This window comes from Mesorhizobium sp. M1252 (assembly GCF_040318265.1).
Classification (GTDB): Bacteria; Pseudomonadota; Alphaproteobacteria; order Rhizobiales; family Rhizobiaceae; genus Mesorhizobium.
Genome location: NZ_JAMYLX010000018.1, coordinates 53,783 through 78,245, shown reverse-complemented (window position 1 = coordinate 78,245; position 24,463 = coordinate 53,783). Strand labels below are relative to the sequence as shown.

The following is a 24,463-nucleotide window of genomic DNA, read 5'->3' as shown; positions in this document are numbered from 1 at the left end:
TGGGCCCATCTTTTCAAGGCTCGTTAACCACTCGGCCCTGGTGATCAGCGGTGCGACATTGTTTCGATAGACCGAAGCTCGGAGAAGGGTGGTTCCTGCCTGTGCAACCTTCGATCAGCCGTTGCGCAACAGCCTGGCAAGTGCCGAAAAGCTGGTGACAGGATGAAACGCTTCGGTTAATGCGGGGCCGGTTGCGGCGGACCGTCGGCTGCAGCTCTCGCAATGATCGTCACAGCAGGTAAACGGCATGGCGGATTCGCCTGATATCATCGGCTCGCTCGCGGATTTGTCGGGCGCCTACTCGGCCATCCTGTGCGATGTCTGGGGCGTGATCCACAATGGCGAATGGCATTTTCCGGCGGCTGCCGAAGCGCTTGCCGCCGCGCGTGCGGCGAAGGTCCCGGTCGTCCTGATCACCAACTCGCCGCGCCGCAATGCCGATGTGGTGGCGCAGATGAATGCGATCGGCGTTCCCGCCGCCGCCTACGACCGCGTCGTGACCTCAGGCGATGTGACCCGCGACCTTATCGCCGAAGGCCCACGAAAAATCTTCCATATCGGCGCCGACCGCGATTTCACCCTCTATGACGGTCTGGACGTCGAGCTCGTCGAGGAGTTCGAGGCCTCCGGCGCGGTCTGCACCGGGCTGTTCGACGACGAGGTGGAAACGCCTGAGGATTACGCCGATCTGCTGCGCCGGCTGCGCGCCAGGAACCTGCCTTTCATCTGCGCCAATCCCGACATCGTGGTCGAACGCGGCGAGCGCATGATCTGGTGCGCCGGCGCCTTGGCGCGCGACTATGCCCAGCTTGGCGGCCGCACGCTGATCGCCGGAAAACCTTATGCGCCGGTCTATGACGTAGCGCTGCGGGAGGTTGCCGTGCTTCTAGGCCGAGACGTCGCGCGCACCGAGGTGCTGGCCATCGGCGACGGCATGATGACCGACGTCAAGGGCGCCGCCGACAACGGCATCGACGTGCTTTACGTCTCGGGCGGCATTCACGCGCGCGACTATGGCGATCCCATGCAGCCGGACCCCGCCAGGCTTGCAGCCTTTCTGCAAAAGCACGGCTACCGGCCGGTCGCCGTCATTCCGAGACTGCGGTAGGGTTGCTGCATGAGCGCAGCTTTCGAACACATTTCAGCAACCGCGCCGCTGCCGCCGCATTTGCGCGGCGGCGTGGTGGCGATCGGCAATTTCGACGGCGTCCATCGCGGCCACCAGGCGGTGCTCGATCGCGCGCTTGCCGAAGCCGGGCGGCGCGGCGTGCCGGCGCTAGTGCTGAGCTTCGAGCCGCATCCGCGCAAGGTGTTCAGGCCCGATATGCCGCTGTTCGTATTGACGCCGCCGCCGATGAAGGCGCGGCTGCTGTCGCATCTGGGCTTTGCCGCACTCGTCGAACAGCCGTTCACGCGCGCCTTTGCCGGCCTGTCGGCCGAGGCTTTCGTGACCGATGTGCTGGAGACGAACCTCGGCATCACCCATGCCGTCACCGGCTTCGATTTTCACTTCGGCAAGGACCGGCAGGGCGGTCCTGCGTTTCTGATGGCGGCAGGCGAGCGCCATGGTTTCGGCGTCACCCTGGTCGACGCCTTTCGCGACGAGGGCGCCGAGGTGGTGTCGTCGAGCCGTATCCGCGAGCTGCTCTGCGAGGGAGAGGTCGCCGAGGCCGCAGGCCTGCTCGGCTACCGCTTCACCGTCGAAAGCGAAGTGATCGGCGGCCAGCAGCTCGGCCGCACGCTCGGCTTCCCGACAGCCAACATGAGGCTTTCGCCGGAAACGACTCTGAAGGAAGGGATTTATGCCGTCCGCTTTCGCCGCGCCGACGGCACGCTCTATGATGGTGTCGCCAGCTTCGGGCGTCGCCCGACTGTCGACGACAATGGCGCGCCGCTGCTCGAAACCTTCGTCTTCGACTTTGCCGGCGATCTCTATGGCGAGATCTGCGACGTATCGCTCTTCGGCTTTTTGCGTCCCGAGGTGAAGTTCGATGGGCTCGATGGGCTGGTGGCACAAATGAAGCGCGACGAGGCGGAGGCGCGCGCGCTGCTGGCCGGCGTCAGGCCGCTTTCGGATCTGGACGGCGCCATCGCTTTTTGAGCCTTCCGGCCGCTTACCTCTTCAAGCCCCTACTTCTTCAACGCCAGTCCGAGAGCGATGAAGCTCCAGCCCTGGAAGATCAGGTCGATGGCCAGGAACAGGCCGAGCACCCACAGGCTGTTGACCGGCCAGCCCATGGCGATGGTCAGCCCCGCCAGCACGCTGATCAGGCCCGCCGCGACGACCCAGCCCCAGCCCTTTTCCGGTCGGTGGCTATAGCCGACCCAGGCCCTGAGCGCGCCTGAAGCGACCAGCGCCACCGCCAGCAGCAAGGTCAGCACCGTCGAGGCCAGCAGCGGATTGTCGAAGGCAAAGAAACCGGCAACGGCATAAAGCAGGCCGCTGAGCAGCCAATAGAAGAAGCGACTCCAGGTCTTCACGCCGAAGGCATGCACGATCTCGATGATGCCGGCCATCAGCATCAGCCAGCCCACGACATAGACCGAGGCGACGGTGGCGATGAACAGATTGCCGAAGGCAATGCCGCCGAAGATGAGCAGCAGCACGCCGAGCGCGACGAACCACCCCCATTTGTCCCGTGTCCGGCCGATCGCATCTTTCAGGGTATCACCGTGCAGGGTCATGGCTGCATCTCCTCGAAATCGCCTGGCACCTTGCCGGGAGGTTAGCCCCGGCTGTAGCGGACGTCCAGCCGATGGCGACGGCTAGCAAACAAACAAAGCGTCGGTGGCTTGAGGCTCGCGCGTACGTGTCAATTTATGGCAGCCCACCCAGTCACAAGGACGAGGACAAGCGTGACGATCGCTCCAGAGACGTAGACGATCGTTCTGACACTGCCACCCTTGGCGGCATTGCCGCCGCGTAGGTAAACCCCCAGGTGAAGCAGGCGTATCGCCACATGAACCCAGACAATGGTCGCCAACGTGGCCGACCCAACGCCAACCATCATGGCCAGCACCGCCGGGACGACAAAAGGCGCCAGCGCCTCGACCGAGTTCATATGCACGCGGTCGATCCTGTAGAGGAGATTGGCGTCGTCGGCCGGGATCACCGGACCGGAAAGCGCTCCGGCAAATCCCTTGGACGAACCCGAGTAAACCGCCAGCGCGACTGACAAAAGACAGAGGATCAGTACACCGAGGATGCTTAGCCAATAGGGTTCCATAATTGTGCTCCTTCAGGTCACCTTGCTGGCAAAAAGATCTTGGAATCGCCTGAGATACAGCGGCCAGCCTTGATCACCGTCAATCCCAAAGCGCACGCCTTCCCAGCCTTCGCCATGACGTTCGAGATTGCGATGCTCGATCTCGACGCAGGTCCGGCTATTCGTCTCCGCCGTAAACCGGACTTCCCACTCGCTGGTCCTGTCCGGATTGGTCTCGATCTGCCATTGAGGGCTGATATCCCAACTCAGAAGCAGTCGGTTCGGCGGCTCGTAGGCCAGCACCCGTGCCCAGCGGCACTCGCTGCCATCCACACCGCGGTCGTAGACGTGACCGCCAACGCGGGGTTCGAAGATCGTCTCCGCGATCGGCACCGCAAGCAGGTTATGCTCTTTGGGTTTGAAACTGCCGAAGTCCTCGGTGAAGACCTTGAAGGCATGTGCGATCGTAGCCTCGACAAGGATGGAGTGCCTCACGGGCGGTTGATGCGTGCTCATTCCTGCTCCTTCAAGGGCTGTTCGACGACCACTTTGTAGGCCGCCAAGGTCTTGCTCCAGAACCGGTCGAGTTCGGCGCGCAGGCTGGCCAAGCCTTCCGGTTCGACCCGGTAGATGCGTTGCTTGCCTAGCCGTGTGTTGGCCACGAGGCCGGCGTCCTTGAGCACCTTCAGGTGCTGCGAGACCGCCGGCCGGGTGACAGGAAGCGCACGAGCCAATTCCCCGACCGAACAGGGTTGTTCGACCAGCAGTTCGAAGATCGTCCGCCTGGTCGGGTCGCCAAGCGCTGTCCATCTGTTCATGTTAGTCTGCACTAACGCGAATTTAGGCAACCTCGCTATTTCTGTCAACTCGCCACAGGCCCGGCGGCGCCCTGTTCAAATGGGCCACAGCGCAAAAAACAGGGTCGCAGTTGCCGCCACTGCTGTAGATTTTAAGTCAAATTTTACCGAACCGGCGCCATGGCTTTGGCTGCCGGGTGTTCTCTCCGTTTTGTTTCGCGTATGGGGTGATGATGCGTATTGTCTGGACGATTCCGCTGTTTCTCGCCTCGGCGCTGCTCACTGTGTCCACCGCCAATGCGGGCGAGGGTGCCTTCGGCTGGATGTCCGGCGACTGGTACCTGACGCTTGGCGCCACCGGCATGGTCGCGCCGAAATTCGAGGGCTCCAACAGCTATCTGCTCAGCGCATCGCCGATCATCTCGCTGGGCAAGGCCGGCCCGGCCGCACGCTTTAGCTCGCGCAACGACAACATCTCGCTGGCGCTGGTCGACGATGGCGGCGTCCGCGCCGGCCTGACCGGAAAATTCCTGTTTTCCCGCGACAGCAAGGATGAGCTCAAGGGCCTCGACCCGGTGCGCTGGGGCGGTGAGGTCGGCGGCTTCTTCGAAATCTATCCGACGGACTGGCTGCGCGCCCGCGCCGAACTGCGCCATGGCATTCGTGCCCATGATGGCTTTGTCGCCGACATCGCCGCCGATGCTTTCTACGACGTGACGCCGACTGTCAGAATTTCGGGCGGACCACGCGTGTCCTTTGCCTCGTCGGGCTATTTCGACTCTTATTATGGTGTCAACGCCAAGGAGGCTGCGGCCTCGGGCCTGAGCGAATACCATCCTGGCGGCGGCCTGAAATCGACCGGCCTTGGTGGCGCCATCACCTGGAAGGTGACCGATCCGATGACCGCCAGCCTGTTCGGCGAATATGCGCGCCTGACGGGCCCGGCCGCCGATTCCAGCCTGGTCAAGGAGCGCGGCGACCGTAACCAGTTCACGGTCGGCGTCTCGACCACCTATCGCTTCGACTTCGCGATGTAAGTGAATCGAACAAGAGACGCTTTATTCCTGCGGCTTTCTCGGCTAAAAGCCCGGCAATGACGAGCTTTTCGCGCCTTCGCGCGCTGACGATACGAATTACAGGCCCGGTGTTCCGGGCGGCCTGAGCGCCGCCGGAGCCGCCGGGAGTTTTGCGCGCGCCCTCGCGCTTTTTCCAAATCATGATAGTTCACGCCCGAGCTTTTACGCCCGCCGGGCAATGCACATGGCAGACCAATGACCGACACTGTTGAAACGATCGACTATTCCAAGACGCTTTACCTGCCGCACACGGATTTCCCGATGCGCGCCGGCTTGCCTGAAAAAGAGCCGCTGCTGGTCAAGCGCTGGCAGGATATGGACCTTTACGCCAAGCTGCGCGAGGCGGCCGCCGGCCGCGAAAAATACGTGCTGCATGACGGCCCGCCCTACGCCAACGGCAACATCCATATCGGCCACGCGCTGAACAAGATCCTTAAGGACGTCATCACCCGCTCGTTCCAGATGCGCGGCTATGACTCCAATTACGTGCCCGGCTGGGACTGCCACGGCCTGCCGATCGAATGGAAGATCGAGGAACAGTACCGCGCCAAGGGCAAGAACAAGGACGAGGTGCCGGTCAACGAGTTTCGCAAGGAATGCCGCGACTTCGCCGCGAACTGGATCACGGTGCAGGGTGGCGAGTTCCAGCGGCTCGGCGTCGTCGGCGACTTCAAGAACCCCTATACGACGATGGCTTTCCACTCGGAGTCGCGCATCGCCGGGGAGTTGTTGAAGTTCGCCATGTCGGGCCAGCTCTATCGCGGCTCCAAGCCGGTAATGTGGAGCGTCGTCGAGCGCACCGCACTGGCCGAGGCCGAGATCGAATACCATGATTATGAGAGCGACACGATCTGGGTGAAGTTCCCGATCGTCGGCGCTGGATCAGGAAGAACTGTCACGACGCCCGAGTTGGGTGGCGCTTGGGAAGCTATCAAGGAACTGAGGGATGCCCACGTCGTCATCTGGACGACAACCCCGTGGACGATCCCCGGCAACCGTGCCGTCAACTATTCGTCACGGATCGGCTACGGCCTTTATGAAGTTACCGCAGCCGAAAATTCGTTCGGTCCACAGCCCGGTGAAAAGCTGATCTTTGCAGATGCGCTTGCCGAAGACTCTTCGGCCAAGGCCAAGGTCACCTTGAATCGCCTTCGCAGCGTTTCGGTCGAAGAGCTTGGAAGCCTTACACTTTCACATCCCTTCAAAGGTCTCGGCGGCGGCTACGAATTCGCCGTGCCGATGCTGGCCGGCGGTCATGTCACCGACGACGCCGGCACCGGCTTCGTCCACACCGCGCCCGGCCATGGCCGCGAGGACTTTGATGCCTGGATGGATGCGGCATCGGATTTGCGCGCACGTGGCATCGACCCTGCCATCCCCTTCACTGTAGATGATGCCGGCTTCTTCACCAGGGACGCGCCGGGTTTTGGCCCGGATCGCGAAGGTGGCGCCGCGCGTGTCATCGACGATAACGGCAAGAAGGGCAATGCCAATCAGGCGGTCATCGACGAACTGATCAAGCGCAACGCGCTGTTCGCGCGCGGCCGGCTGAAGCATTCCTACCCGCATTCCTGGCGGTCGAAGAAGCCGATCATCTTCCGCAACACGCCGCAATGGTTCGTCTATATGGACAAGGACCTCGGCGACGGCACGACGCTGCGCAGCCGTGCGCTGAAGGCGATCGACGACACACGCTTCGTGCCGGCGGCCGGCCAGAACCGTATCCGCGCCATGATCGAGGAACGCCCGGATTGGGTCTTGTCACGCCAGCGCGCCTGGGGCGTGCCGATCGCCGTCTTTGCCGATGAGGATGGCAACGTGCTGAAGGACGAAGCCGTCAACCAGCGCATCATGGATGCTTTCGAACAGGAAGGCGCCGACGCCTGGTTCGCTGCCGGCGCCAAGGAGCGTTTCCTCGGCAATCACGATGCCTCCAAATGGAAGCAGGTGATGGACATCCTTGACGTCTGGTTCGATTCGGGCTCGACGCATGTCTTCACGCTGGAAGACCGTCCGGACCTGAAATGGCCGGCCGACGTCTATCTCGAAGGCTCCGACCAGCATCGCGGCTGGTTCCACTCCTCGCTGCTCGAAAGCTGCGGCACCAGGGGCAGGGCACCTTACGACACCGTCGTCACCCATGGCTTCACCATGGATGAGGAGGGGCGAAAGATGTCGAAATCGCTCGGCAACACCGTCGTGCCGCAAGACGTCATCAAGCAGTCCGGCGCTGACATTCTGCGGCTATGGGTGGTGACGACGGATTATTGGGAAGACCAGCGTCTCGGCAAGAACGTGCTGCAGACCAACATCGACGCCTACCGCAAGCTCCGCAACACCATCCGCTGGATGCTGGGCACGCTCGCCCATGACGATGGCGAGGAGGTGCCGCTGGACAAGATGCCGGAACTGGAGCGGCTGATGCTGCATCGGCTGGCCGAGCTCGATGAGGTCGTGCGCTCGGGCTACGACGCGTTCGAGTTCAAACGCATCACCCGCACTTTGCTCGACTTCATGGTGGTCGAGCTGTCGGCCTTCTATTTCGACATCAGGAAGGACGCGCTCTATTGCGAAGGACCCGCCAGCGTGAAGCGCAAGGCCTCGGTACAAGTGGTGCGCCACCTCTTCGACTGCCTGGTGAAATGGCTGGCCCCGATGCTGCCCTTCACCACGGAAGAAGCCTGGCTCGACCGTCATCCGGATGCTGTCTCGCTGCATCTCGACCAGTTCCCCGAGATTCCGGCCGACTGGAAGAACGAGGCACTGGCGGAAAAATGGCGCAAGGTGCGGCAGGTCCGCCGTGTCGTCACCGGCGCGCTCGAGATCGCACGCGCTCAGAAGGTCATCGGTGCCTCGCTGGAAGCCGTGCCGGTCGTGAGCCTCGACGATGCCACGCTTGAAGCCGCGATCGCCGATGTCGACATGGCCGAGATGGCGATCACCAGCGATCTCGTCATCGCCCATGGCAAGGCGCCGGAAGGCGCCTTTGCGCTCGACGATGTCAAAGGTGTCGCGGTGGTGGTCGAAAAGGCCGAGGACCGCGGCTTGGTCAAATGCGCGCGTTCGTGGCGCTATACCGCCGATGTCGGGCAGGACGTGGAATTCCCCGACGTGTCTGCCCGCGATGCCGCCGTCCTGCATGAACTCAAGGCTCTGGGACGTTTGTGACTGCTCATAAGCCGGTGCACAAATGCCATGCCGCGTGGGCGAAAACCGCCCGCGCGTTGCCCTTAACGAGCGGTTGAGATAAACACGCGAAACTCCGGAAGACAAATTGTCGCCGGAATTCCGTCGCAAGAGCGTGGACGATGGGGACCGGGCCTTTGGCCGGTGACGATCGAGAGGCTGTCTAGAGTGGGACTTTTTGGCATGATCGACAGAACTTCCGTGCGCGTTGCGCTGCTGGCGCCGCTTGTCGCGTTCGGCCTCGCTCTGTCCGGCTGCATGGGTTCGCCGACCTACGGCACCGACAAGACGGCTGGCGAGCAGCTTGCCGGCGACCTTTCCGGCGCCTTCGCCATCACGCCCAAGCACAAGGAACAGATCGACTACAGGCCGCGTCCGGAGCTGGTAAAGCCGGCGCCGGGGCAGAAGGAAGTGCTGCCGCCGCCTCAGGAAAGCATCGAGACGGCGAGCACCGATTGGCCCGAATCGCCCGAGCAGCGCCGCGCCCGTCTGCGTGCCGACGCCACTGCCCATCAGGACGACCCGTCCTATCAGTCGGGGATCGTCGATGACGTGCAGACCGATCCGGCTTCAGTGAAGAAGGCGCTGGCGGATTCGGGATCAAGCCACCCCCCGGCCTGGTCGCCGAAGGATTCAGACAAGGGCCGCGCCGCCGAGATCCAGCGCCGCACCGCAGAGCAAAAGCAGGGCGACCCCAACACTCGCAGATATCTGAGCGAGCCGCCTCTGGCCTATCGAGCTGCCTCCGACACGGCGCCGCAGGGCGAACTCGGCGAGGATGAATACAAGAAGGAACGCCGCCTCAAGAAGGAAGCGGCCGCCAAGGGCAAGAGCGGCGGGCTCTTCGACTGGCTGCCCTCCTGGTAGGAACCGTCGCCTTCGGTAGCTGAAGGCTCTACGTTTCGCGTCTTTCCCGAAAGAATTCCCTGAGCAGCAGCGCCGCGTCGGCCTCGGCCATGCCCGGATAGATGTCGGGCTTATGGTGGCAAGTCGGCGAGGCGAAGAAGCGCACGCCGTTGACCACCGCGCCGCCCTTCTCGTCGGCCGCGCCGAAATAGAGCCGGCGCAGCCTGGCGAAGGAAATGGCGCCTGCGCACATGGCGCAGGGTTCCAGCGTCACATAGAGGTCGTGGCCGGTCAGCCGCTCGCTGGAGAGCGTTTGGCAGGCCGCGCGGATCGCCAGCATTTCGGCATGCGCCGTCGGATCGGCAAGTTCGCGGGTGCGGTTACCGGCGGATGCCACCACCGTGTCGCCGCTGGCGATGACGGCGCCAACCGGAACTTCTCCGCGCAAGGCGGCGGCTTGCGCCTCTTTCAGCGCCAGCGCCATGAAACCCGGCCGCTTCAAGCGGTTTCCATTCAGATTATCTCCTCGCCACTTGGCGGTGATCCTGTTATGGAGCGCGTCAACCCGAATATCGGAACAGATTTTCGGAAATGATCATGCGCCAAATCAAAGTGCTATAGCGTCCTTTGCGCGTCCGAAAGGATGCGCCACGCTGTAGCAGCGCAACAAGGCAAAGGCCACATGGACGACAACGACAAGAAATCTCCGCGCCACAAAGGCCCGGGCAAAAGCGGCCCTGGAGCCGCGGGGCCGCGCCGCGATGGCGCCGCCGGCAAAAGCGGCAAACCCTCCTTCGGGGCCAAGAAACCCTATTCACCGCGAGGCGTCCGGCCCGCAGCGGCTGAGGGCGAGCGGCCCAAGCGCGATTTCAAAAGTGGCGACCGGCCATTCAGCAAAGGTCCGCGTCCCGAAGGCAAGTCCTTCGAAAAGCGCGAGGGACCGCGCAAGCCATATGCACCACGCGGTGACCGGCCGATGGCAGCCGAAGGCGAGCGCAAGCCGTACGAAAAGCGCGAAGGGCCGCGCAAACCCTATGCGCCGCGTGGGGATCGCCCTATGGCGGCCGAGGGTGAACGCAAGCCGTATGAAAAGCGCGAGGGGCCGCGCAAGCCTTATGCACCGCGCGGCGATCGGCCGGTTGCGGCCGATGGCGAGCGGCCAAAGCGCGATTTCAAGGGCGGCGATCGGCCATTCAGCAAGGGGCCGCGTCCCGAAGGCAAGCCTTTCGAAAAGCGTGAAGGGCCGCGCAAGCCCTACGCACCGCGTGGCGATCGGCCTGCTTCCGCCGAGGGCGAAAAGCGTTTTGACCGGCCAAAGCGCGATTTTGGCGATCGCCCGCAGCGCGACGCCGGAGATCGTCCCAAGCGTGACTTCAGCGATCGCCCCAAGCGCGATTTCGGTGGTGACCGGCCGCAAGCATCTGGCGGCGCCTTCAAGCCGCGCCCGCGTCCGGCAGATGCGGAAGAAGCCGGCGAGCGTATCGCCAAGCGGTTGGCCCGCGCCGGCCTGGCGTCGCGCCGCGACGCCGAAGACCTGATCGCGGCGGGCCGTGTCAAGGTCAACAACCGGGCTTTGACCTCGCCGGCCTTCAACGTCATGCCGGGCGACATCATCCATCTCGACGGCATGGAGATCCCGCCGATCGAGCGCACCCGCCTGTTCCTGTTTCACAAGCCGGCCGGCGTCGTTACCACCAACCGCGACCCCGAGGGCCGCAAGACCGTGTTCGACGTGCTGCCGGCCGAATTGCCGCGGCTGATGACCATCGGCCGCCTCGACATCAACACCGAAGGCCTGCTGCTGCTCACCAATGATGGCGGTCTGTCGCGCGTGCTCGAACTGCCTGCCACTGGCTGGCTGCGCCGTTACCGCGTGCGCGTTCATGGCAAGGTCGAGGAAAGCATGCTCGCAGGCCTGCGTGAAGGCATTGCCGTCGACGGCGTCTTCTACGGCGCCATCGAGGCGACGCTCGATCGTGAACAAGGCACCAACGCCTGGCTGACGATCGGCCTGCGCGAAGGCAAGAACCGCGAAGTGAAGAACATCCTTGGATCGCTCGGCCTCGACGTGACGCGGCTGATCCGTATCTCCTACGGACCGTTCCAGCTCGACGATCTCGCCGAAGGCCATGTGCTGGAGATCAAGGGCCGCGTCTTGCGCGACCAGCTCGGCGAGCGACTGGTCGAGGAATCCGGCGCCAATTTCGACGCCGAGATCATCAAGCCGTTTTCCAACCAGCCGGTGCGGCGAGAGCGTGACGCGGAGCCGGAACGGCCGAAAGTCACCCGCGAGGGTGACCATCGGCCGATCGGCGAGGGCGGTCTGATCAAGAGCCGCAAGCGCCGCGAAGGCAGCCGCGACGAAGCGCTCGGCAAGCTGTCGACCAGTCCCGAAAGGGGCGCGAGGCCGGAAAAGAGCTTTGGCGAACGCGGCCCGAGACCCGAGCGCAGCGAGTTTTCGGACAAGCCGCGCAGCGAGTTTCGCGAAAAGCCGCGCGGCGATTTTGGCGACAAGCCCCGTGGAGGCTTCGGCGACAAGCCGCGCGGCGCCTTTGGTGACAAACCGCGCGGCGGCAAGAAGCCCGAGCGCGAGCAGCGGCCGATCGATCCGCCGGGCCAGCGCAAGGCTAATGTCTGGATGGCGCCGGGCGCGCGTCCGATCGGCAAGGGCAGGGCGGAAGCCGATGCCGCCAAGGCGGCCGAGGCCAAGGCGCGCAAGGCGTCATTCAAGCCGTCCTATGGCAAGCCGGCCTATGGCAAGCCGGGCGGAGCCAAGCCGTTCGGCAAGCCCGGTGGCGAGCGTCCGGATGGCGGTCGGGGCGGCGAGCGGCCACGCAACGGTCCCAAGGGCCCGAGGACCAGATGATGCCGAGACTTAAATGAGATCCGGCCTTAAATGAGACCCGGGCATAAATGAGAATCGTCGGCGGCCAATTTCGCGGGCGTCCGCTGGCGACGCCGCGCGACCATGCCATCCGCCCGACGACCGACCGCGCCCGCGAGGCCGTCTTCAACGTGTTGGCGCACCGCTTTGCCGACAAGCTCGACGGCGCGCGTGTGCTCGACCTTTTCGCCGGCACCGGCGCTCTCGGCCTCGAAGCGCTGTCGCGCGGCGCTTCCTATGGCGTCTTTATCGAAGAATCGGCCGAAGGACGCGGCCTGATCCGCACCAATGTCGAAGCTTTTGGCCTTACCGGCCGCACCAAGATCTTCCGCCGCGACGCGACCGCCCTGGGTGAGGCCGGTACGCTTGCGGCATTCGGCCTGGTCTTCGCCGATCCGCCCTATGGCAAGGGCCTTGGCGAGCGCGCCCTGCGCTCGGCCAGGGATGGCGGCTGGTTGCTGCCCGGCGCGCTCTGCGTGGTCGAGGAAGCCGCCTCGGCGCCCTTCGAGATTGGGCCGGAATTCTCGGTGGTTGATGAACGAAACTACGGCGAGACGGTGGTCCGGTTCATCGAGCTTGCGTAAGGGTGGAGCGACCGGCGCCTTCAAAATGACGCACAATTCACTTTGCCTCCGCGGCTAACCTTGCCTATCGTCGCGCGATAACAACCGGAGCCATCAATGACATTTCATACTGAATGGCTGCGGAGAGCCTTGCTCGCCATCGCGCTGACCATGGCCGGCCCGGCCCTGGCCGCGGACGATGGCAAGGTGGCCAACTTCCTGCTCGACAATGGCATGGAGGTGGTGGTCATTCCCGATCACCGCGCCCCCATCGTCACACATATGGTGTGGTACAAGATCGGCAGCGCCGACGAGCCGCCAGGCAAGTCCGGCATAGCGCACTTCTTCGAACACCTGATGTTCAAGGCCACGACCAACCACGCCGCGGGCGAGTTCGACCGCGCCATATCGGCCATCGGCGGCTCCAACAACGCCTTCACCTCATATGACTACACTGCCTTCCACGAGACGGTGGCGCCCTCGGCACTTGGTGAGATGATGAGCTTCGAGGCCGATCGCATGCGCAACCTCATCTTGACCGACGAGGTCATCAAGACCGAGCGCGACGTGATCCTGGAAGAGCGCCGCGCGCGCATCGACAGCAATCCGCAGGCGGTGCTCGACGAAGAGGTCGACGCGACGCTCTGGCAGAACCAGCCCTACCGCATTCCGGTGATCGGCTGGATGCAGGAGATGGAGCAGTTGAACCGCACCGATGCGGTTGCCTTCTATGACAAATACTACCGCCCCAACAATGCGGTGCTGATCGTGGCCGGCGATGTCGAGCCGGAGGTCGTGAAGGCGCTGGCCGAAAAAACCTATGGCAAGGTCGCGCGCGGTCCCGACCTGCCCCCGCGCATCCGCCCGGTCGAGCCGGAGCAGAACACCAAGCGCACGGTGACGCTCACCGATGGGCGCGTTTCGGTGCCGAGCTTTTCGACGCAATGGGTGGTTCCGTCCTACCACACGGCAAAACCCGGCGAGGCCGAGGCGCTCGACCTGCTGGGAGAGATCCTTGGCGGCGGCAGCCGCAGCAGGCTCTACCAGCAACTCGTGGTCAAGCAAGGCATCGCATCGGCGACCGGCGCCTTCTTCCAGGGTACGATGCTCGACGCCACCAATTTCACCGTCTATGGCGCGCCGCGCGGCGACGCCAAGCTGAGCGACGTCGAGGCGGCCGTCGACGCCGAGATCGCCCGCATCGTCAAGGACGGCGTCACCGCGGACGAGCTGGAGAAGGCCAAGGCCCGCTATATCAGGGCCATGATCTTCGCCCGCGACAAGCAGGACGAGATGGCCAATCTCTACGGCGCCGAGCTCGCCACCGGCGGCAACGTCAGGGATATCGAGGAATGGCCGGACCGCATTCGCAAGGTCACCGCCGATGAGATCAAGGCGGTCGCCGCACGCTATCTGCTGCTCGACCGTACGACGACCGGCTATCTCTTGCCGCAGCAACAGGCGGGGAATTGATGATGACGAGATTGAGCGTTAGCGCTGCCCCTCACCTGCCTGCCGGCATCCTCTCCCCCTATAGTGACGGGGAGAGGGGCGCTGTCATCGTCGATTTCGCCAACCATCAGCGTCGTAAGAAGAGCGCCAGCGTCGCGGCGAGACCCCTTCTCCCCGTCACTATACGGGGAGAAGTGCCCGGCAGCGCGATGAGGGGCGGAGCTGACCTTGGTGATCAATGGCCTGATGCGATTACTCATAGGCGCATCGCGGTTCTCCACGTCTTCGCCACACTGTTCCTCGGCATCTTCTTCCTCATCCTGCCGGCGCTTGCCGCGCACGCGATGGACATTCAGCCGGTGACCTCATCGAAAGGCGTCAACGCCTGGCTGGTCGAGGACCACTCCATTCCGATCGTCGCCATCCGCTTCGTCTTCGATGGCGGCTCGACGCAGGATCCGGCGGGGCGGGAAGGGCTGGTCAATCTGATGACCGGCCTATTCGACGAGGGCGCCGGCGACCTCGACAGCGAGGCCTTCCAGATCAAGCTTGACGATGCCGGCGCCGAAATGGGCTTCGAAGCGGCGCGCGACGGCACCTATGGCGCGATGCGGATGCTGGCCGAGCAGAAGGATGCGGCCTTCGACCTGCTCAGGCTGGCGGTCACCAGCCCGCGCTTCGACCAGGCGCCGATCGACCGTATCCGCGCCCAGATCCTGTCCGGCATCATCGCCAATGAGCGTGACCCCAACACCGTCGCGCAAACCAAATGGCTGCGCGCCATCTATGGCGACCATCCGTATTCCAGGCCCGACCAGGGCACCAAGGACAGCATCGCCACCATCACGGCAGCGGATCTGGCTGCCTTCCACAAGGCCAATTTCGCCCGCAGCGGCCTGCATGTTGCGGTGGTCGGCGACATAGATGCCGCGACGCTGAAACGGAAGCTCGATGAGGTCTTCGGCGATCTGCCGGAAAAGCAGGTGCTGCTACCGGTTGCCGATACCGAGCTGAAGCTCGGCCAGCAGCTCGAGGTCGACTACGACCTGCCGCAGACCTCGCTGCAGTTTGCCTACCCCGGTGTGAAGCGCGATGCGCCGGATTTCTTCCCCGCGGTGCTGATGAACCAGATTCTCGGCGGCGGCACCTTCACCTCGCGCCTCTATGACGAGGTGCGGGAAAAGCGCGGCTTGGCCTACTCCGTCGATTCCAACCTGGTCGACCACCAGCATTCCAATGCGCTGATCATCACCACGGCGACGCGTTCCGACCGCGCCGCCGAGACGCTCGCCATCGTCAAGGAGGTGGTCAAGAAGATGGCGCAGGAGGGGCCGACCGAGGCCGAGCTGGACGCGACCAAGAAATACATGGTCGGCTCCTATGCTATCAGCAATCTGGATTCTTCCAGCGCCATTGCCGCGACCCTGGTGGAATTGCAGCTCGACAATCTCGGCATCGACTACGTGCAGCGCCGCGCGGCGCTCATCAACGGCGTGACGCTCGATCAGGTCAAGGCAGCGGCGAAGAAGCTGCTGACGCCGGCGCCCGCGATCATGAGCATCGGGCCGAAGCTGGAGGCCAAATGACAGGTCCGACTTTCGGTATCGCCTTTGGCGGCGGCGGCGCGCGCGGCCTCGCCCATATCCACATCGTCGAGGCGCTGGACGAGCTCGGCATCAAGCCCGTGGCCATCGCCGGCTCCTCGATCGGCGCCATCATGGGCGCCGGCATGGCCTCGGGCATGAGCGGAAAGGACATCGAGGACTACGCCCGCTCGATCCTCGGCCGCCGCGCCGAGGTGGCGGCGCGCATGTGGCGCTCGCGTCCCGGCACCATCGCCGAGGCGATGCAGGGCGGCATCCGCGTCAGCCAGTTCAACATAGAGCGCATCTTGAAGGCGTTCCTGCCGGAAGCCATCCCGGAAACCTTCGCCGAGCTGATGATCCCGCTCAAGGTGACGGCGACGGACTATTTCGGTCACAAGCTGGCCGTCTTCGACGAGGGCGACCTGCATTCGGCGCTCGCCGCCTCGGCTGCCATTCCCGCCGTGTTCCGCCCGGTGACGCGCGACGACCGCGTGCTGATCGACGGCGGCATCTACAATCCGGTGCCGTTCGACCTCATCGAAGACGCCGCCGACATCATCATCGCGATCGACGTCGTCGGTGCGCCGAGCGAGGCCGAGCGCAAGCACCCGACCACCGTCGATCTGATGTACGGCGCCACGCAATTGATGATGCAGTCGATCATCGCCCACAAGCTGAACCAGCGCCCCCCCGACATACTGATCCGCCCGCCAGTGTCAAAATACCGCGTGCTCGATTTCATGAAGATCGACACGCTGCTGGCCGAGACGCAGGAGGTCAAGGACGAACTGAAGCGCGAGGTGGAAAGAATGGTCGAGGCGCATGCCAAGGGCAAGCGGGGGAAGAAAGCAGGGTGAGCTGCCGATCTCCCCCCTCGAGGGGGAGATGGCCGGCGGACCAGAGGGGGTCGTCTCGCGTGAAGCTCGACCTCCTACGGTCGATAGGAGGTTGCGTCAGGACGGACCGACCGCCTCTGTCGCCTTCGGCGACATCTCCCCTCAAGGGGAGATTACCCACCAGCGTCTCACACCCTCCCAGCCGCATATTCCAGCGCCACCACGCCATTGCTGAACTGTACGGTCGAGATCGGCTCCAACGCCACCGGCATATCGGGCGGGAACAGCTTCTTGCCCTCCCCGACGGAGCCAGGGTAGCTCAGCAGCCTGACGCGATCGACCAGACCATGGCGCAGCAATTCCCGCGCGACGCTCAGGCTGCCATGCACATAGATGTTGCCGCCGCTGCCTTGCTTCAGCGCCCGAACCGCTTCCGGCAACACACCCTTCAGCAACTCGGCCGGTTTCCAGTCGAGTGCCTTCGGGCTTGACGACGCGACATATTTCGGCAGCGCATTGAACCGGTCGGCGAAGTCTCCGGTTTCCTTGGGCCAAGAGCCGGCAAAAATCTCGTAGGTCGTGCGCCCCAGAAGCATGGCCCCGCTGTCGGCAAGCTCGTCCTCCTTGAACCTTTGCATCTCATCGTTCCAGGTCACGCTGGGCAGCTTCTCGACCTCGGCGATGCCATCGATGCTGATGAACTCGGTGATAATAAGGTTTCTCATGGCGCTCTCCTTCTTCTGTCAAAGGACGAACCGTGTGAGCCTTTTGCGACCGCTCTGCGAAAAAAAGCGCTTTGTTGAGCAGGCGTTGCTGTCGGGCGCTAGCCCATCGCGCTTAAAGGGGGGCGCTTCGGACACCATCGACAAACGCCAGAACGACCACACACGGAGCAACGCAGTAAACCAGTCTCGCTCTGCGGCCCGTCTTCGTCACAGCGTCGCTTGCGTCGAGATCGACGGTGATGTCCTCATAGCCCAGCACTTCGCCATCAAGCGGGTAGGCGGCCTTGTAGACAGCTTCCTTGGCGGCAAAAAGGATGCGACCGGCAAGATACGGGTCGGTTGCGTCGATCCGGTCAGCGGGGACTGCAACCAGCGCGAAGATGTCGTCGGGCAGGGGCAAAGCGGGCTCGATATCGATGCCGAGCGAGGCGACGTGGGAGAGCGGCGCGATGGCCGCCACGGCTATCTCGTCGTCGTGAGCCAGCGACCCCGTTACTCCATGAGGCCATACCGGTGCGCCGGAGGAGCCGCGGAGGATAGCGACGTCGTTCAAGCCCATATCCGCCAGCAGCTCGTGCGCGATCCACCGCGCCGCGCCACTCGCCCGCCGCATCAGCGGCAGGCGTGACGGGATGGAACGTGCTTCCTGCGGCAGCAAATGGTTCTCATCGCCTTCGCGGATCGTGCGGCAGCCGATCCGAAAGCCGGCCGGTGCCATGGCGGCCATCGCCGCCAGCAACTGCGCCGACAGGCTGGCACCGGCATCGAGCGGGCGCGTCATGGCTGTTCGCCCCGCAGAGCGAGGTCGGCGATCATTTCCCCGTCCTCGTCGGGCCCTTCTTCGACGAAACCGGCAGCGCGATAGAGGCGGCGTGCCGCTTCATTCCCAGGTTCGTAGCAGATCGAAACGTGGCTGATGTGGCCGAGCCGCATGATTTCATCCAGCACTTCGCGCAAAGCGGCCTTGCCGTAGCCTTGGCCCTGATGGACGCGATCGATCATGAAGCGGTAGATCCGCGCCTCGTCGTCGTCCTGCGGCGCCTCGTACATCAGGAAACCGACGACGCGATCCCCTGCCATGACGACGCGCGGCCGTGCGTCCCCGTCGGTTTCGGCTTCGTCCAGCGACTCCGCATTGCTGGCGACAAAATCGATCTGATCCGCGGCCAGTTGCAGGGCCGCGACCAAGGCCCGGTTGGCCGCAGTCAGCGAAACGAGACGGACGTCTGCGCCCATCAAGCCGTTGCCTTGACGCTATCCTCCGGCACCGGCTCGACGAAGCGATGCAGCTTGGCCGGGTTGCCCCGCCAGATCGAGTTGGGCTCCAGCTCTTCGCCCTTCATCACGAAGGAGTCCGCGTCGACCATCGAGCCTTTGCCCATCACCACGCCGTAGTGGACAAAGGCGGAAGGCCCGAGCGTGCAACCATCGCCGATGCGGATGAAATCGGACTTGAACGCGCCTTCTTCCAGCGAGTGGGCCTGAATGACGCAGCCCTCGTTGAGCGTGACGTCGTCGCCGATCTCGACCAGCGAGCGCTCGGTCAGGTTGCTGCCGCCGTCATAGACCCGGCTGCCGACCTTGACGCCGAGCAGGCGCAGGATCATCGGCCGGAACGGCGTGCCGGCGAACAGGCGCACGATGGGCGAATCCGCCAGCTTCCAGTGGCGTTCGTGGCGCCAGAAGGCGACGTCGTAGATCGTCGTCATCTGCGGCTTCAGCCGGCCAAAGCCAAGGCTTGCCCGCTCGACCAGAATGTAGAACGGAATGGTGATCGCCGAGGTCAAAAGCACAGCGGCGAACAGGGCGACCTCCGCCCATTCCGTATAGTAGTTCAGCGCCCGGTCCCAGATCGCCAGCGTGGCGAACAGCATGACCCATTGCGTTGCCAGGAACAGAAGAATGGTCACCAGGTTGTGGCGGTTCTTGTGCGGGATGCGCCGGCGCCGGTCGGCCTCGTCGACGCCGGCGATAAGCTCCTTGTCGCGGTTCACCATGCGCGGGATTTCAAACGCGGGCGAACCGAGAAGGCCGACATTGTGGCGCACCGGCCCGTCGATGGGGATCATCACCTTGGTGCCGAGCAGCACGTTGTCGCCGGTGCGGCCGTCCGGGGGATAATAGATGTTGTTGCCGAGATAGTTGCGTTCGCCGATGCGCGTCGGCTCGAGCCTGAAGGCCGAGGCGGATTTGTGCATGTTGATCATGAACAGCCCGTCCGAGACCATGGTCTCGGTGCCGATCTCGCACAGAAGCGGATTTTCGTGCTGCTGGTTGGAGCCGAAATTGGAGCCGGTCTGCACCACTCTGTTGAGGTTCCAGCCGATGGCGCGCATGTAGTGCACGATGGCCGAGCTGTCGCCGGCCAGGAGCCCGAGCACGCGGGAATTGCTGGCGAATTCGGCGACGGTCTGCAGCCAGTAGCGGAAACCGTAAAGCGTGTAGGTGCGGCCCGGCTTCAAGATGAGGCTGGTCAGGCGCGGCACCAGCGTCGCTGCCAGGAAAGCCGCCGCGATATAGCCGAAAAGCGTGACCGTGGTGCCGATTGCGACAAGGCCGATCGTCTCCTGATAGTCGTCGCCGACATATTCCCAGTAGCTGTGGAACAGGAGCGGCAGCGGGGTGACAAGGCCAAACAGGCCGACCAGCTGCAGCGCTTCATAGAGGAAGCGCCGGACCTGGTAAGGATTGACATTGCGCACCTTGCAATAGTCCGCCGTGGTCGGCACCGCCGGCGATCCATGCCAGTGCTCGCCGTCCGGGATGCTTTGCCCGCGATGCAGCGAGGACGAATGGCCGAGCTGGGCGCCGTTGCCGATGCTGGTCTCGATATCGAGCGTGGAGCCGACGCCGACGAAGGCATCGCGGCCGATGGTCAGCGGCCCGGTGTGGATATAACCGGACTGGGCCCTGAAGCCGAGGATCATCGATTCCTTGCGCAGGATGGTGTTGGCGCCGATGGAAATAAGATCCGTGCAGACGGGCACGGATTTCGATTCGATGACGGCGTTTTTCCCGAGCTTGGTGCCGAGCAGCTGCAGATAGAGGCTGTAGAGCGGGCTGCCGCGGAACAGCACGACGGGCGCGGTGCGGATCAATGTCTTGACCACCCAGAAGCGGAAGTAGCGCACGCCCCAGATCGGAAACGCCTCGGCCTTCCAGCGGCCGATGAGCACCCATTTCGCAAGGACGGCAAAGCCCGACATGCCGAAGAACACGGCCGCCGAAAGCGCCACGCACCGGATATAGAGCTGCAGCGGATCGTCGAGCGCGTCATACATCCAGTTGAGGCCGTCATTGATCGCCCAGAGCGCCACGTAGCTGTAGAGGCCGTAGAACGAAAGCTGCGCCGCGCCGCAGGTCCAGTAGGCGAAATTCGAGGCCCGGCGGGTGAGGACCGGCTCGTTGGTTGCCGTCGTCATCTCCTCCGCTACCCCCAGATGCAGCGCCAGGCGCGCCACTGTGGGATAGAGATAGATGTCGCGCATCGACGTCGTCGCCCATTCCTTCCTGGTGCGCACGCGCGCGCAGAAATGCGCCATCAGCAAGGAGTTGGCGCCGAGATCGTCGAAGAAGTGATCCTCGACCGACACCGCGTCGAATTTCAGCACCGTGGCCAGCGCTTCCGCCAGGAATCGCTCGTCCTCATTGCCGGGCGGCACCATCGTGCGATCGGCCGAAAGCCGGACGCTCGTCGGCTTCGGCAGTTGGCGCAGGTCTACCTTGTTGGAGACGGTCATCGGGATGGCAGGCAGTTCCTCCAGATAGGCGGGCACCATGTAGTCGGGCAGCCGCCGCTTCATCGTCTGGGCGAGATCCGCACGGGAAACCGCCGCTACGCCGGTTTTAAGCGCGTAATAGGCAACGAGTTCGACGCGGCCGGGCTCGATCTCCCAGGTGGTGACGGCGGCCTGCGCGATCTCGGGCTGGTCGAGCAGCACCGCCTCGATCTCGCCGAGCTCGATGCGATATCCGCGAATCTTCACCTGCGTGTCGATGCGCCCGGCATACTCGATCTCGCCGCTATCGTTGATCCGGCCAAGATCGCCGGTGCGGTAGATGCGCTGCGACGGGTTGTTCGGCAGGCCGACGAAATCGGCGATGAATTTCTGGTCGGTCAGGTCCGGCCGGTTCAGATAACCGACGGCGAGCCCGATGCCGGCAATGCCGATCTCGCCCAGTTCACCGGGCTCGGCAAGTTGCGGCAGCGAAGCGTCGAGAATGACGATCGAGTAAGTCGGCAACGGCGCGCCGATTGTGACGGGACGGTCCGGCGTCAGCGCCCCCATCGTTGCGGTGACGGTCGCCTCGGTCGGCCCGTAGGTGTTGAGGATCTGCCGGCCCGGCTTCGACCAGCGCACCACCAGATTGTGCGGGCAGGCCTCGCCGCCCACCAGAAGCGTGCGCAGGCTGGGAACGTCCGATGTCATCGATGACAACAATGTCGGGCTGCAGGCCATGCAGGTGATGTCATGGAGGCGCAGGAAATCCGCCAGTTCCTCGCCCACCAGCGGCATCTGGCCAGGTGCCGGCACCACCGTCGCGCCGGCGACGAACGGCACCCAGATCTCTTCGGAGGAAAAGTCGAAGGCAATGGTCATGCCCTGATAGACCCGGTCGCCCGGCCGGTAGCCATAGGAGGCGGCGGCGACGTGTATGAAATTGACGAAACTCTGGTGCGTGATGACCACGCCCTTGGGCTTGCCGGTGGTGCCCGAGGTATAGAGGATGTAGCAGATGTCGTCGGTCGCCTGCTGCTTCGGCGGCGCGGGCGACTGTGCGGAGATTTCGGCGGCGGCGCTGTCGATCAGCACATGGGGAACGGGCAGTTGACCGGCGCGCGACGCATAGGCGGCGATGGTGACGATCATGCTGACGGCGGCGTCTTCGATGATCAGCGCCATCCGCTCCTGCGGAAACGCGGTGGCCAGCGGCACGAAGGCAGCCCCCGCCTTCATCACCGCCAGCAACGCCACATAGGTCTCCGCCGACCGGTCGAGAATGAGCCCGACCCGGTGGCCCGGCCGCACGCCGTGCTTGATCAGCATGCGGGCGCACTGGTTGGCACGGCTGTTCAGCTCCTGATAGGTCCACACGCGTCCGTCGGAGATCACCGCCGGCAACGTGGCGAATGTCACGGCGAGCTGCTCGAACACCGTATCGAGCCGCTCACCCGGCTGCAGGGCAAAGTCGGCGCCCGTCAGGACTTGGCCGTCCCTTGCCGGGCCGCGAGCGATCCTTGCCAGCGCATCGATGCTTGCCAGGCTGCCGATCGGCATTGCCGCGTCGCTGTCCAGTTCGGCGATATCGTAGTCCATGTCCATACTTTCTCGTCCTCGCCGGGCATTGCCCGGCTGTTCATGCCGCCGCTGGAGGAGGCACTGCGCCGCCGCTGCGATTTTGTTGGTGGAGGGCTTCCAAAAAGGAAGAACCCGGAATCCGGGAAGCTTATGCCACCCGATCTTTTCGCCGGTTTTTCCGAACTGTTGAATTTTGTTTCTGGAGTGTGTCTGGGCGGGGATTTGCCGGGGCCTCGTTGACCCTTGCGGGGAGGGGTTCAGCCTCCGTGGCGACCCGGAAAGAGACTGTGAGCGAACCTCATGCGGACGGCGTCGGCGAGCTGTCTATAATGGAGCGCTACGGCGACCCAGCAGCAGAGCGATGCCCAACGCCGGAAGCGTCGCCGCCGCGACGGCGAAGAAGACGAATTGCAGCCCGGTCGACGCGGCGACCAGGCCGAGCGCCGGACTGCCGAAGCCGAGCGCCACGTCGAGGAAGACGGTGTAGAGTCCCATTGCCAGGCCGCGGCTGCGCGACGGAAGACGGCCTACGGCCTCGGCGCCGAGGCCGGGATAGACCAGCGAGTAGCCGAGGCCAGTCAGACCCGCTCCGATCGCGGCGACAACAGGCCCGGTCGCAAGCCAGATCAGCATCAGCCCTGCCGCCTCGACCACAACGAAGATCACGGCGACGCGTGCGCCTCCAAGCCTGTCGGGCAGGTGGCCGAAGCACAGCCTTGCCACAATCAGAGACGCAGCATAGGCCGTGAAAGGAAGCCATACCGGCTGCCAGCCCCGCTCGGCGAAGAGCAGGGCGCCGAAGCCCAGAATAGCACCATAGCCGAGGCTGCTGAAAGCAGCTCCGACGCCAGGAAGCCAGACCGCTTTCGCCACGCTCCTCCATGACTGCGGCACGCTGCCCGCGGCGGCGCCGGTGCCGCGCATCGGCAGGATGGCAAGCAGCGTCGCCAGCGGCAGGACGATCGTCGCGAGTGCGATCGCGGTGAAACCGCTCGCTGCATAAAGCGCAGATCCGACCGGCGCCCCCAGCGCGAGCGCCGCAAACATCGCCGTGCCCACCCATGCTATGACTTTTCCGGAGTTCTGTCCGCCCGCAACGGAGAGGCCCCAGGCGACGCCGCCGGTGATGATGAAGCTCTCGGACGCGCCCAGCACCGCCCGTCCGGCGAACAGCGCCGATGCGGACGCTACCGGCCGGTCGAGCAATGCCAGCGAGCCGAGGTAAAATAGCCCGGCAAGGGCAGCGGCAACGAGGCCGACGACGACGGCGCGCTTGCCGCCGCGCCCATCGGCATAGTTGCCAGCCCCGATGCGCGACAGCATCGAGGCGACGAACTGGCTGCCCGTCACTAGCCCGACTGCGAAGGGGCCGAAGCCGAGCTGCTGGTGAAGATGCAGCGGCAGGACGGGTAGCGCCAGTCCGATCAGCAGGAAGCCGGCGAAGACAGCCGCCATGATTGGCACCAGTTCCGCGATGACGCCATTTCGGTCTGACATCCGCGCCATTTTGGCCATCGGTAACCCAACTGTTCGGATCAGTAGCGTTCGTAGGTTACGCGCCAGCCTTCGGCCGGGTTGTCAGGCGTGAGGACCAGTTTGTTGTCCGAGACCTCGAATTTGCGTTTCATGCTCTTGCCGACAAGGTTGCGGACCAGGGAGGACTCGATCGTGATGACGAAGGTCTTGTCCTTGTCGTTGATGGCGACCGGCCCGTAATAGGCTTCGTAGCCATTCGCCGTGTAAGGCGTGTCCGGCGCCTTGGGGTCGGGGTTCTGCGCCTGCACCGAGAGGGTGCCGGCCTCGGTGAAGATGACCTGGCCGGAATATGGCACGGGCTTGAGGTTTCCCTCGGCGCCGGCCTCGAGCGAAATCATGCGCCATGCGCCGATGATCGCGGACTCTTGCGAGAAAGCCGGCGTGGCGACCGAAAGCGCAAGCGCAAGGGCGGCAATCTTCAATCTCATCGTCATATGTTGTCCCTTTTCTGAGTTGTGGGTGCGCACAGG

21 protein-coding genes are annotated in these 24,463 nt (G+C 64.1%); 10 read left to right on the top strand and 11 right to left on the bottom strand.

Annotated elements, in window-relative coordinates:
• Nucleotides 1–247 precede the first annotated feature (247 nt).
• Nucleotides 248–1,108 (top strand): TIGR01459 family HAD-type hydrolase, encoded by an 861-nt coding sequence (locus tag NKH22_RS27015; protein WP_023671533.1) that lies wholly within the window; start codon nt 248–250, stop codon nt 1,106–1,108.
• 9 nt (nt 1,109–1,117) lie between these two features.
• Entirely contained in the window at nt 1,118–2,101 is a 984-nt protein-coding gene (locus tag NKH22_RS27010) for a bifunctional riboflavin kinase/FAD synthetase (protein ID WP_023694758.1), read from the top strand.
• Nucleotides 2,102–2,130: 29 nt separating this feature from the next.
• On the opposite strand, the gene NKH22_RS27005 is transcribed toward NKH22_RS27010, so the two are convergent.
• The 4 genes from NKH22_RS27005 to NKH22_RS26990 form a co-directional block, all read right to left on the bottom strand.
• Nucleotides 2,131–2,685, bottom strand: a complete 555-nt coding sequence (locus NKH22_RS27005) for an HdeD family acid-resistance protein (RefSeq protein WP_023671535.1) — start codon at nt 2,683–2,685, stop codon at nt 2,131–2,133.
• 128 nt (nt 2,686–2,813) lie between these two features.
• Nucleotides 2,814–3,227: an MAPEG family protein gene (locus tag NKH22_RS27000; RefSeq protein ID WP_023671536.1), complete on the bottom strand. Its 414-nt coding sequence runs from the start codon at nt 3,225–3,227 to the stop codon at nt 2,814–2,816.
• Between the two features lie 12 nt (nt 3,228–3,239).
• A complete protein-coding gene (locus NKH22_RS26995) occupies nt 3,240–3,722 on the bottom strand; it encodes an SRPBCC family protein (protein ID WP_023694759.1) in 483 nt (160 codons plus the stop codon).
• Complete coding sequence (locus NKH22_RS26990; protein ID WP_023689559.1) at nt 3,719–4,024, bottom strand: ArsR/SmtB family transcription factor; 306 nt, start codon at nt 4,022–4,024, stop codon at nt 3,719–3,721. The genes NKH22_RS26995 and NKH22_RS26990 overlap by 4 nt, the downstream gene beginning before the upstream one ends.
• Before the next feature lie 212 nt (nt 4,025–4,236).
• Here NKH22_RS26990 and NKH22_RS26985 point away from each other — a divergent pair, with 212 nt between their 5' ends.
• The 3 genes from NKH22_RS26985 (at nt 4,237) to NKH22_RS26975 (ending at nt 9,132) form a co-directional block, all read left to right on the top strand.
• Nucleotides 4,237–5,040 carry a MipA/OmpV family protein gene (locus NKH22_RS26985; RefSeq protein WP_023734252.1) on the top strand — a complete coding sequence of 268 codons (804 nt, stop codon included), beginning with the start codon at nt 4,237–4,239 and terminating at the stop codon, nt 5,038–5,040.
• A gap of 234 nt (nt 5,041–5,274) precedes the next feature.
• Nucleotides 5,275–8,247, top strand: a complete 2,973-nt coding sequence (gene ileS / locus NKH22_RS26980) for an isoleucine--tRNA ligase (RefSeq protein WP_352911726.1) — start codon at nt 5,275–5,277, stop codon at nt 8,245–8,247.
• Nucleotides 8,248–8,448: 201 nt separating this feature from the next.
• Nucleotides 8,449–9,132 (top strand): hypothetical protein, encoded by a 684-nt coding sequence (locus tag NKH22_RS26975; protein WP_352911725.1) that lies wholly within the window; start codon nt 8,449–8,451, stop codon nt 9,130–9,132.
• Nucleotides 9,133–9,160: 28 nt separating this feature from the next.
• On the opposite strand, the gene NKH22_RS26970 is transcribed toward NKH22_RS26975, so the two are convergent.
• The gene (locus NKH22_RS26970) at nt 9,161–9,613 is read right to left on the bottom strand and encodes a nucleoside deaminase (RefSeq protein ID WP_352911723.1); all 453 of its coding nucleotides are present in this window, start codon (nt 9,611–9,613) and stop codon (nt 9,161–9,163) included.
• Between the two features lie 180 nt (nt 9,614–9,793).
• Between NKH22_RS26970 and NKH22_RS26965 the strand changes: the two genes are divergently transcribed.
• The 5 genes from NKH22_RS26965 to NKH22_RS26945 all read left to right on the top strand — a co-directional run bounded on the left by NKH22_RS26965 (nt 9,794) and on the right by NKH22_RS26945 (nt 16,453).
• A complete protein-coding gene (locus NKH22_RS26965; protein WP_352911721.1) occupies nt 9,794–11,977 on the top strand; it encodes a pseudouridine synthase in 2,184 nt (727 codons plus the stop codon).
• Nucleotides 11,978–12,024: 47 nt separating this feature from the next.
• The gene (gene rsmD, locus NKH22_RS26960; RefSeq protein ID WP_023671544.1) at nt 12,025–12,579 is read left to right on the top strand and encodes a 16S rRNA (guanine(966)-N(2))-methyltransferase RsmD; all 555 of its coding nucleotides are present in this window, start codon (nt 12,025–12,027) and stop codon (nt 12,577–12,579) included.
• 96 nt (nt 12,580–12,675) lie between these two features.
• The gene (locus tag NKH22_RS26955) at nt 12,676–14,031 is read left to right on the top strand and encodes a M16 family metallopeptidase (RefSeq protein WP_352911718.1); all 1,356 of its coding nucleotides are present in this window, start codon (nt 12,676–12,678) and stop codon (nt 14,029–14,031) included.
• A gap of 188 nt (nt 14,032–14,219) precedes the next feature.
• A complete protein-coding gene (locus tag NKH22_RS26950) occupies nt 14,220–15,596 on the top strand; it encodes a M16 family metallopeptidase (protein ID WP_031262321.1) in 1,377 nt (458 codons plus the stop codon).
• Entirely contained in the window at nt 15,593–16,453 is an 861-nt protein-coding gene (locus NKH22_RS26945; RefSeq protein ID WP_352911715.1) for a patatin-like phospholipase family protein, read from the top strand. The genes NKH22_RS26950 and NKH22_RS26945 overlap by 4 nt, the downstream gene beginning before the upstream one ends.
• A gap of 167 nt (nt 16,454–16,620) precedes the next feature.
• Here NKH22_RS26945 and NKH22_RS26940 read toward each other — a convergent pair whose 3' ends face one another.
• The 6 genes from NKH22_RS26940 to NKH22_RS26915 form a co-directional block, all read right to left on the bottom strand.
• On the bottom strand, nt 16,621–17,157 hold the full coding sequence (locus tag NKH22_RS26940) for a dihydrofolate reductase family protein (RefSeq protein ID WP_023715213.1): 537 nt from the start codon (nt 17,155–17,157) through the stop codon (nt 16,621–16,623).
• Between the two features lie 112 nt (nt 17,158–17,269).
• Entirely contained in the window at nt 17,270–17,938 is a 669-nt protein-coding gene (locus NKH22_RS26935; RefSeq protein ID WP_352911712.1) for a 4'-phosphopantetheinyl transferase family protein, read from the bottom strand.
• Nucleotides 17,935–18,393: a GNAT family N-acetyltransferase gene (locus tag NKH22_RS26930; RefSeq protein WP_352764112.1), complete on the bottom strand. Its 459-nt coding sequence runs from the start codon at nt 18,391–18,393 to the stop codon at nt 17,935–17,937. Before NKH22_RS26930 ends, NKH22_RS26935 begins: the two co-directional genes overlap by 4 nt.
• On the bottom strand, nt 18,393–22,481 hold the full coding sequence (locus NKH22_RS26925; RefSeq protein ID WP_352911710.1) for a Pls/PosA family non-ribosomal peptide synthetase: 4,089 nt from the start codon (nt 22,479–22,481) through the stop codon (nt 18,393–18,395). Before NKH22_RS26925 ends, NKH22_RS26930 begins: the two co-directional genes overlap by 1 nt.
• Before the next feature lie 300 nt (nt 22,482–22,781).
• Complete coding sequence (locus NKH22_RS26920; protein WP_352911709.1) at nt 22,782–23,954, bottom strand: arabinose transporter; 1,173 nt, start codon at nt 23,952–23,954, stop codon at nt 22,782–22,784.
• 38 nt (nt 23,955–23,992) lie between these two features.
• On the bottom strand, nt 23,993–24,427 hold the full coding sequence (locus NKH22_RS26915; protein WP_023753752.1) for a lipocalin-like domain-containing protein: 435 nt from the start codon (nt 24,425–24,427) through the stop codon (nt 23,993–23,995).
• Nucleotides 24,428–24,463 lie beyond the last annotated feature (36 nt).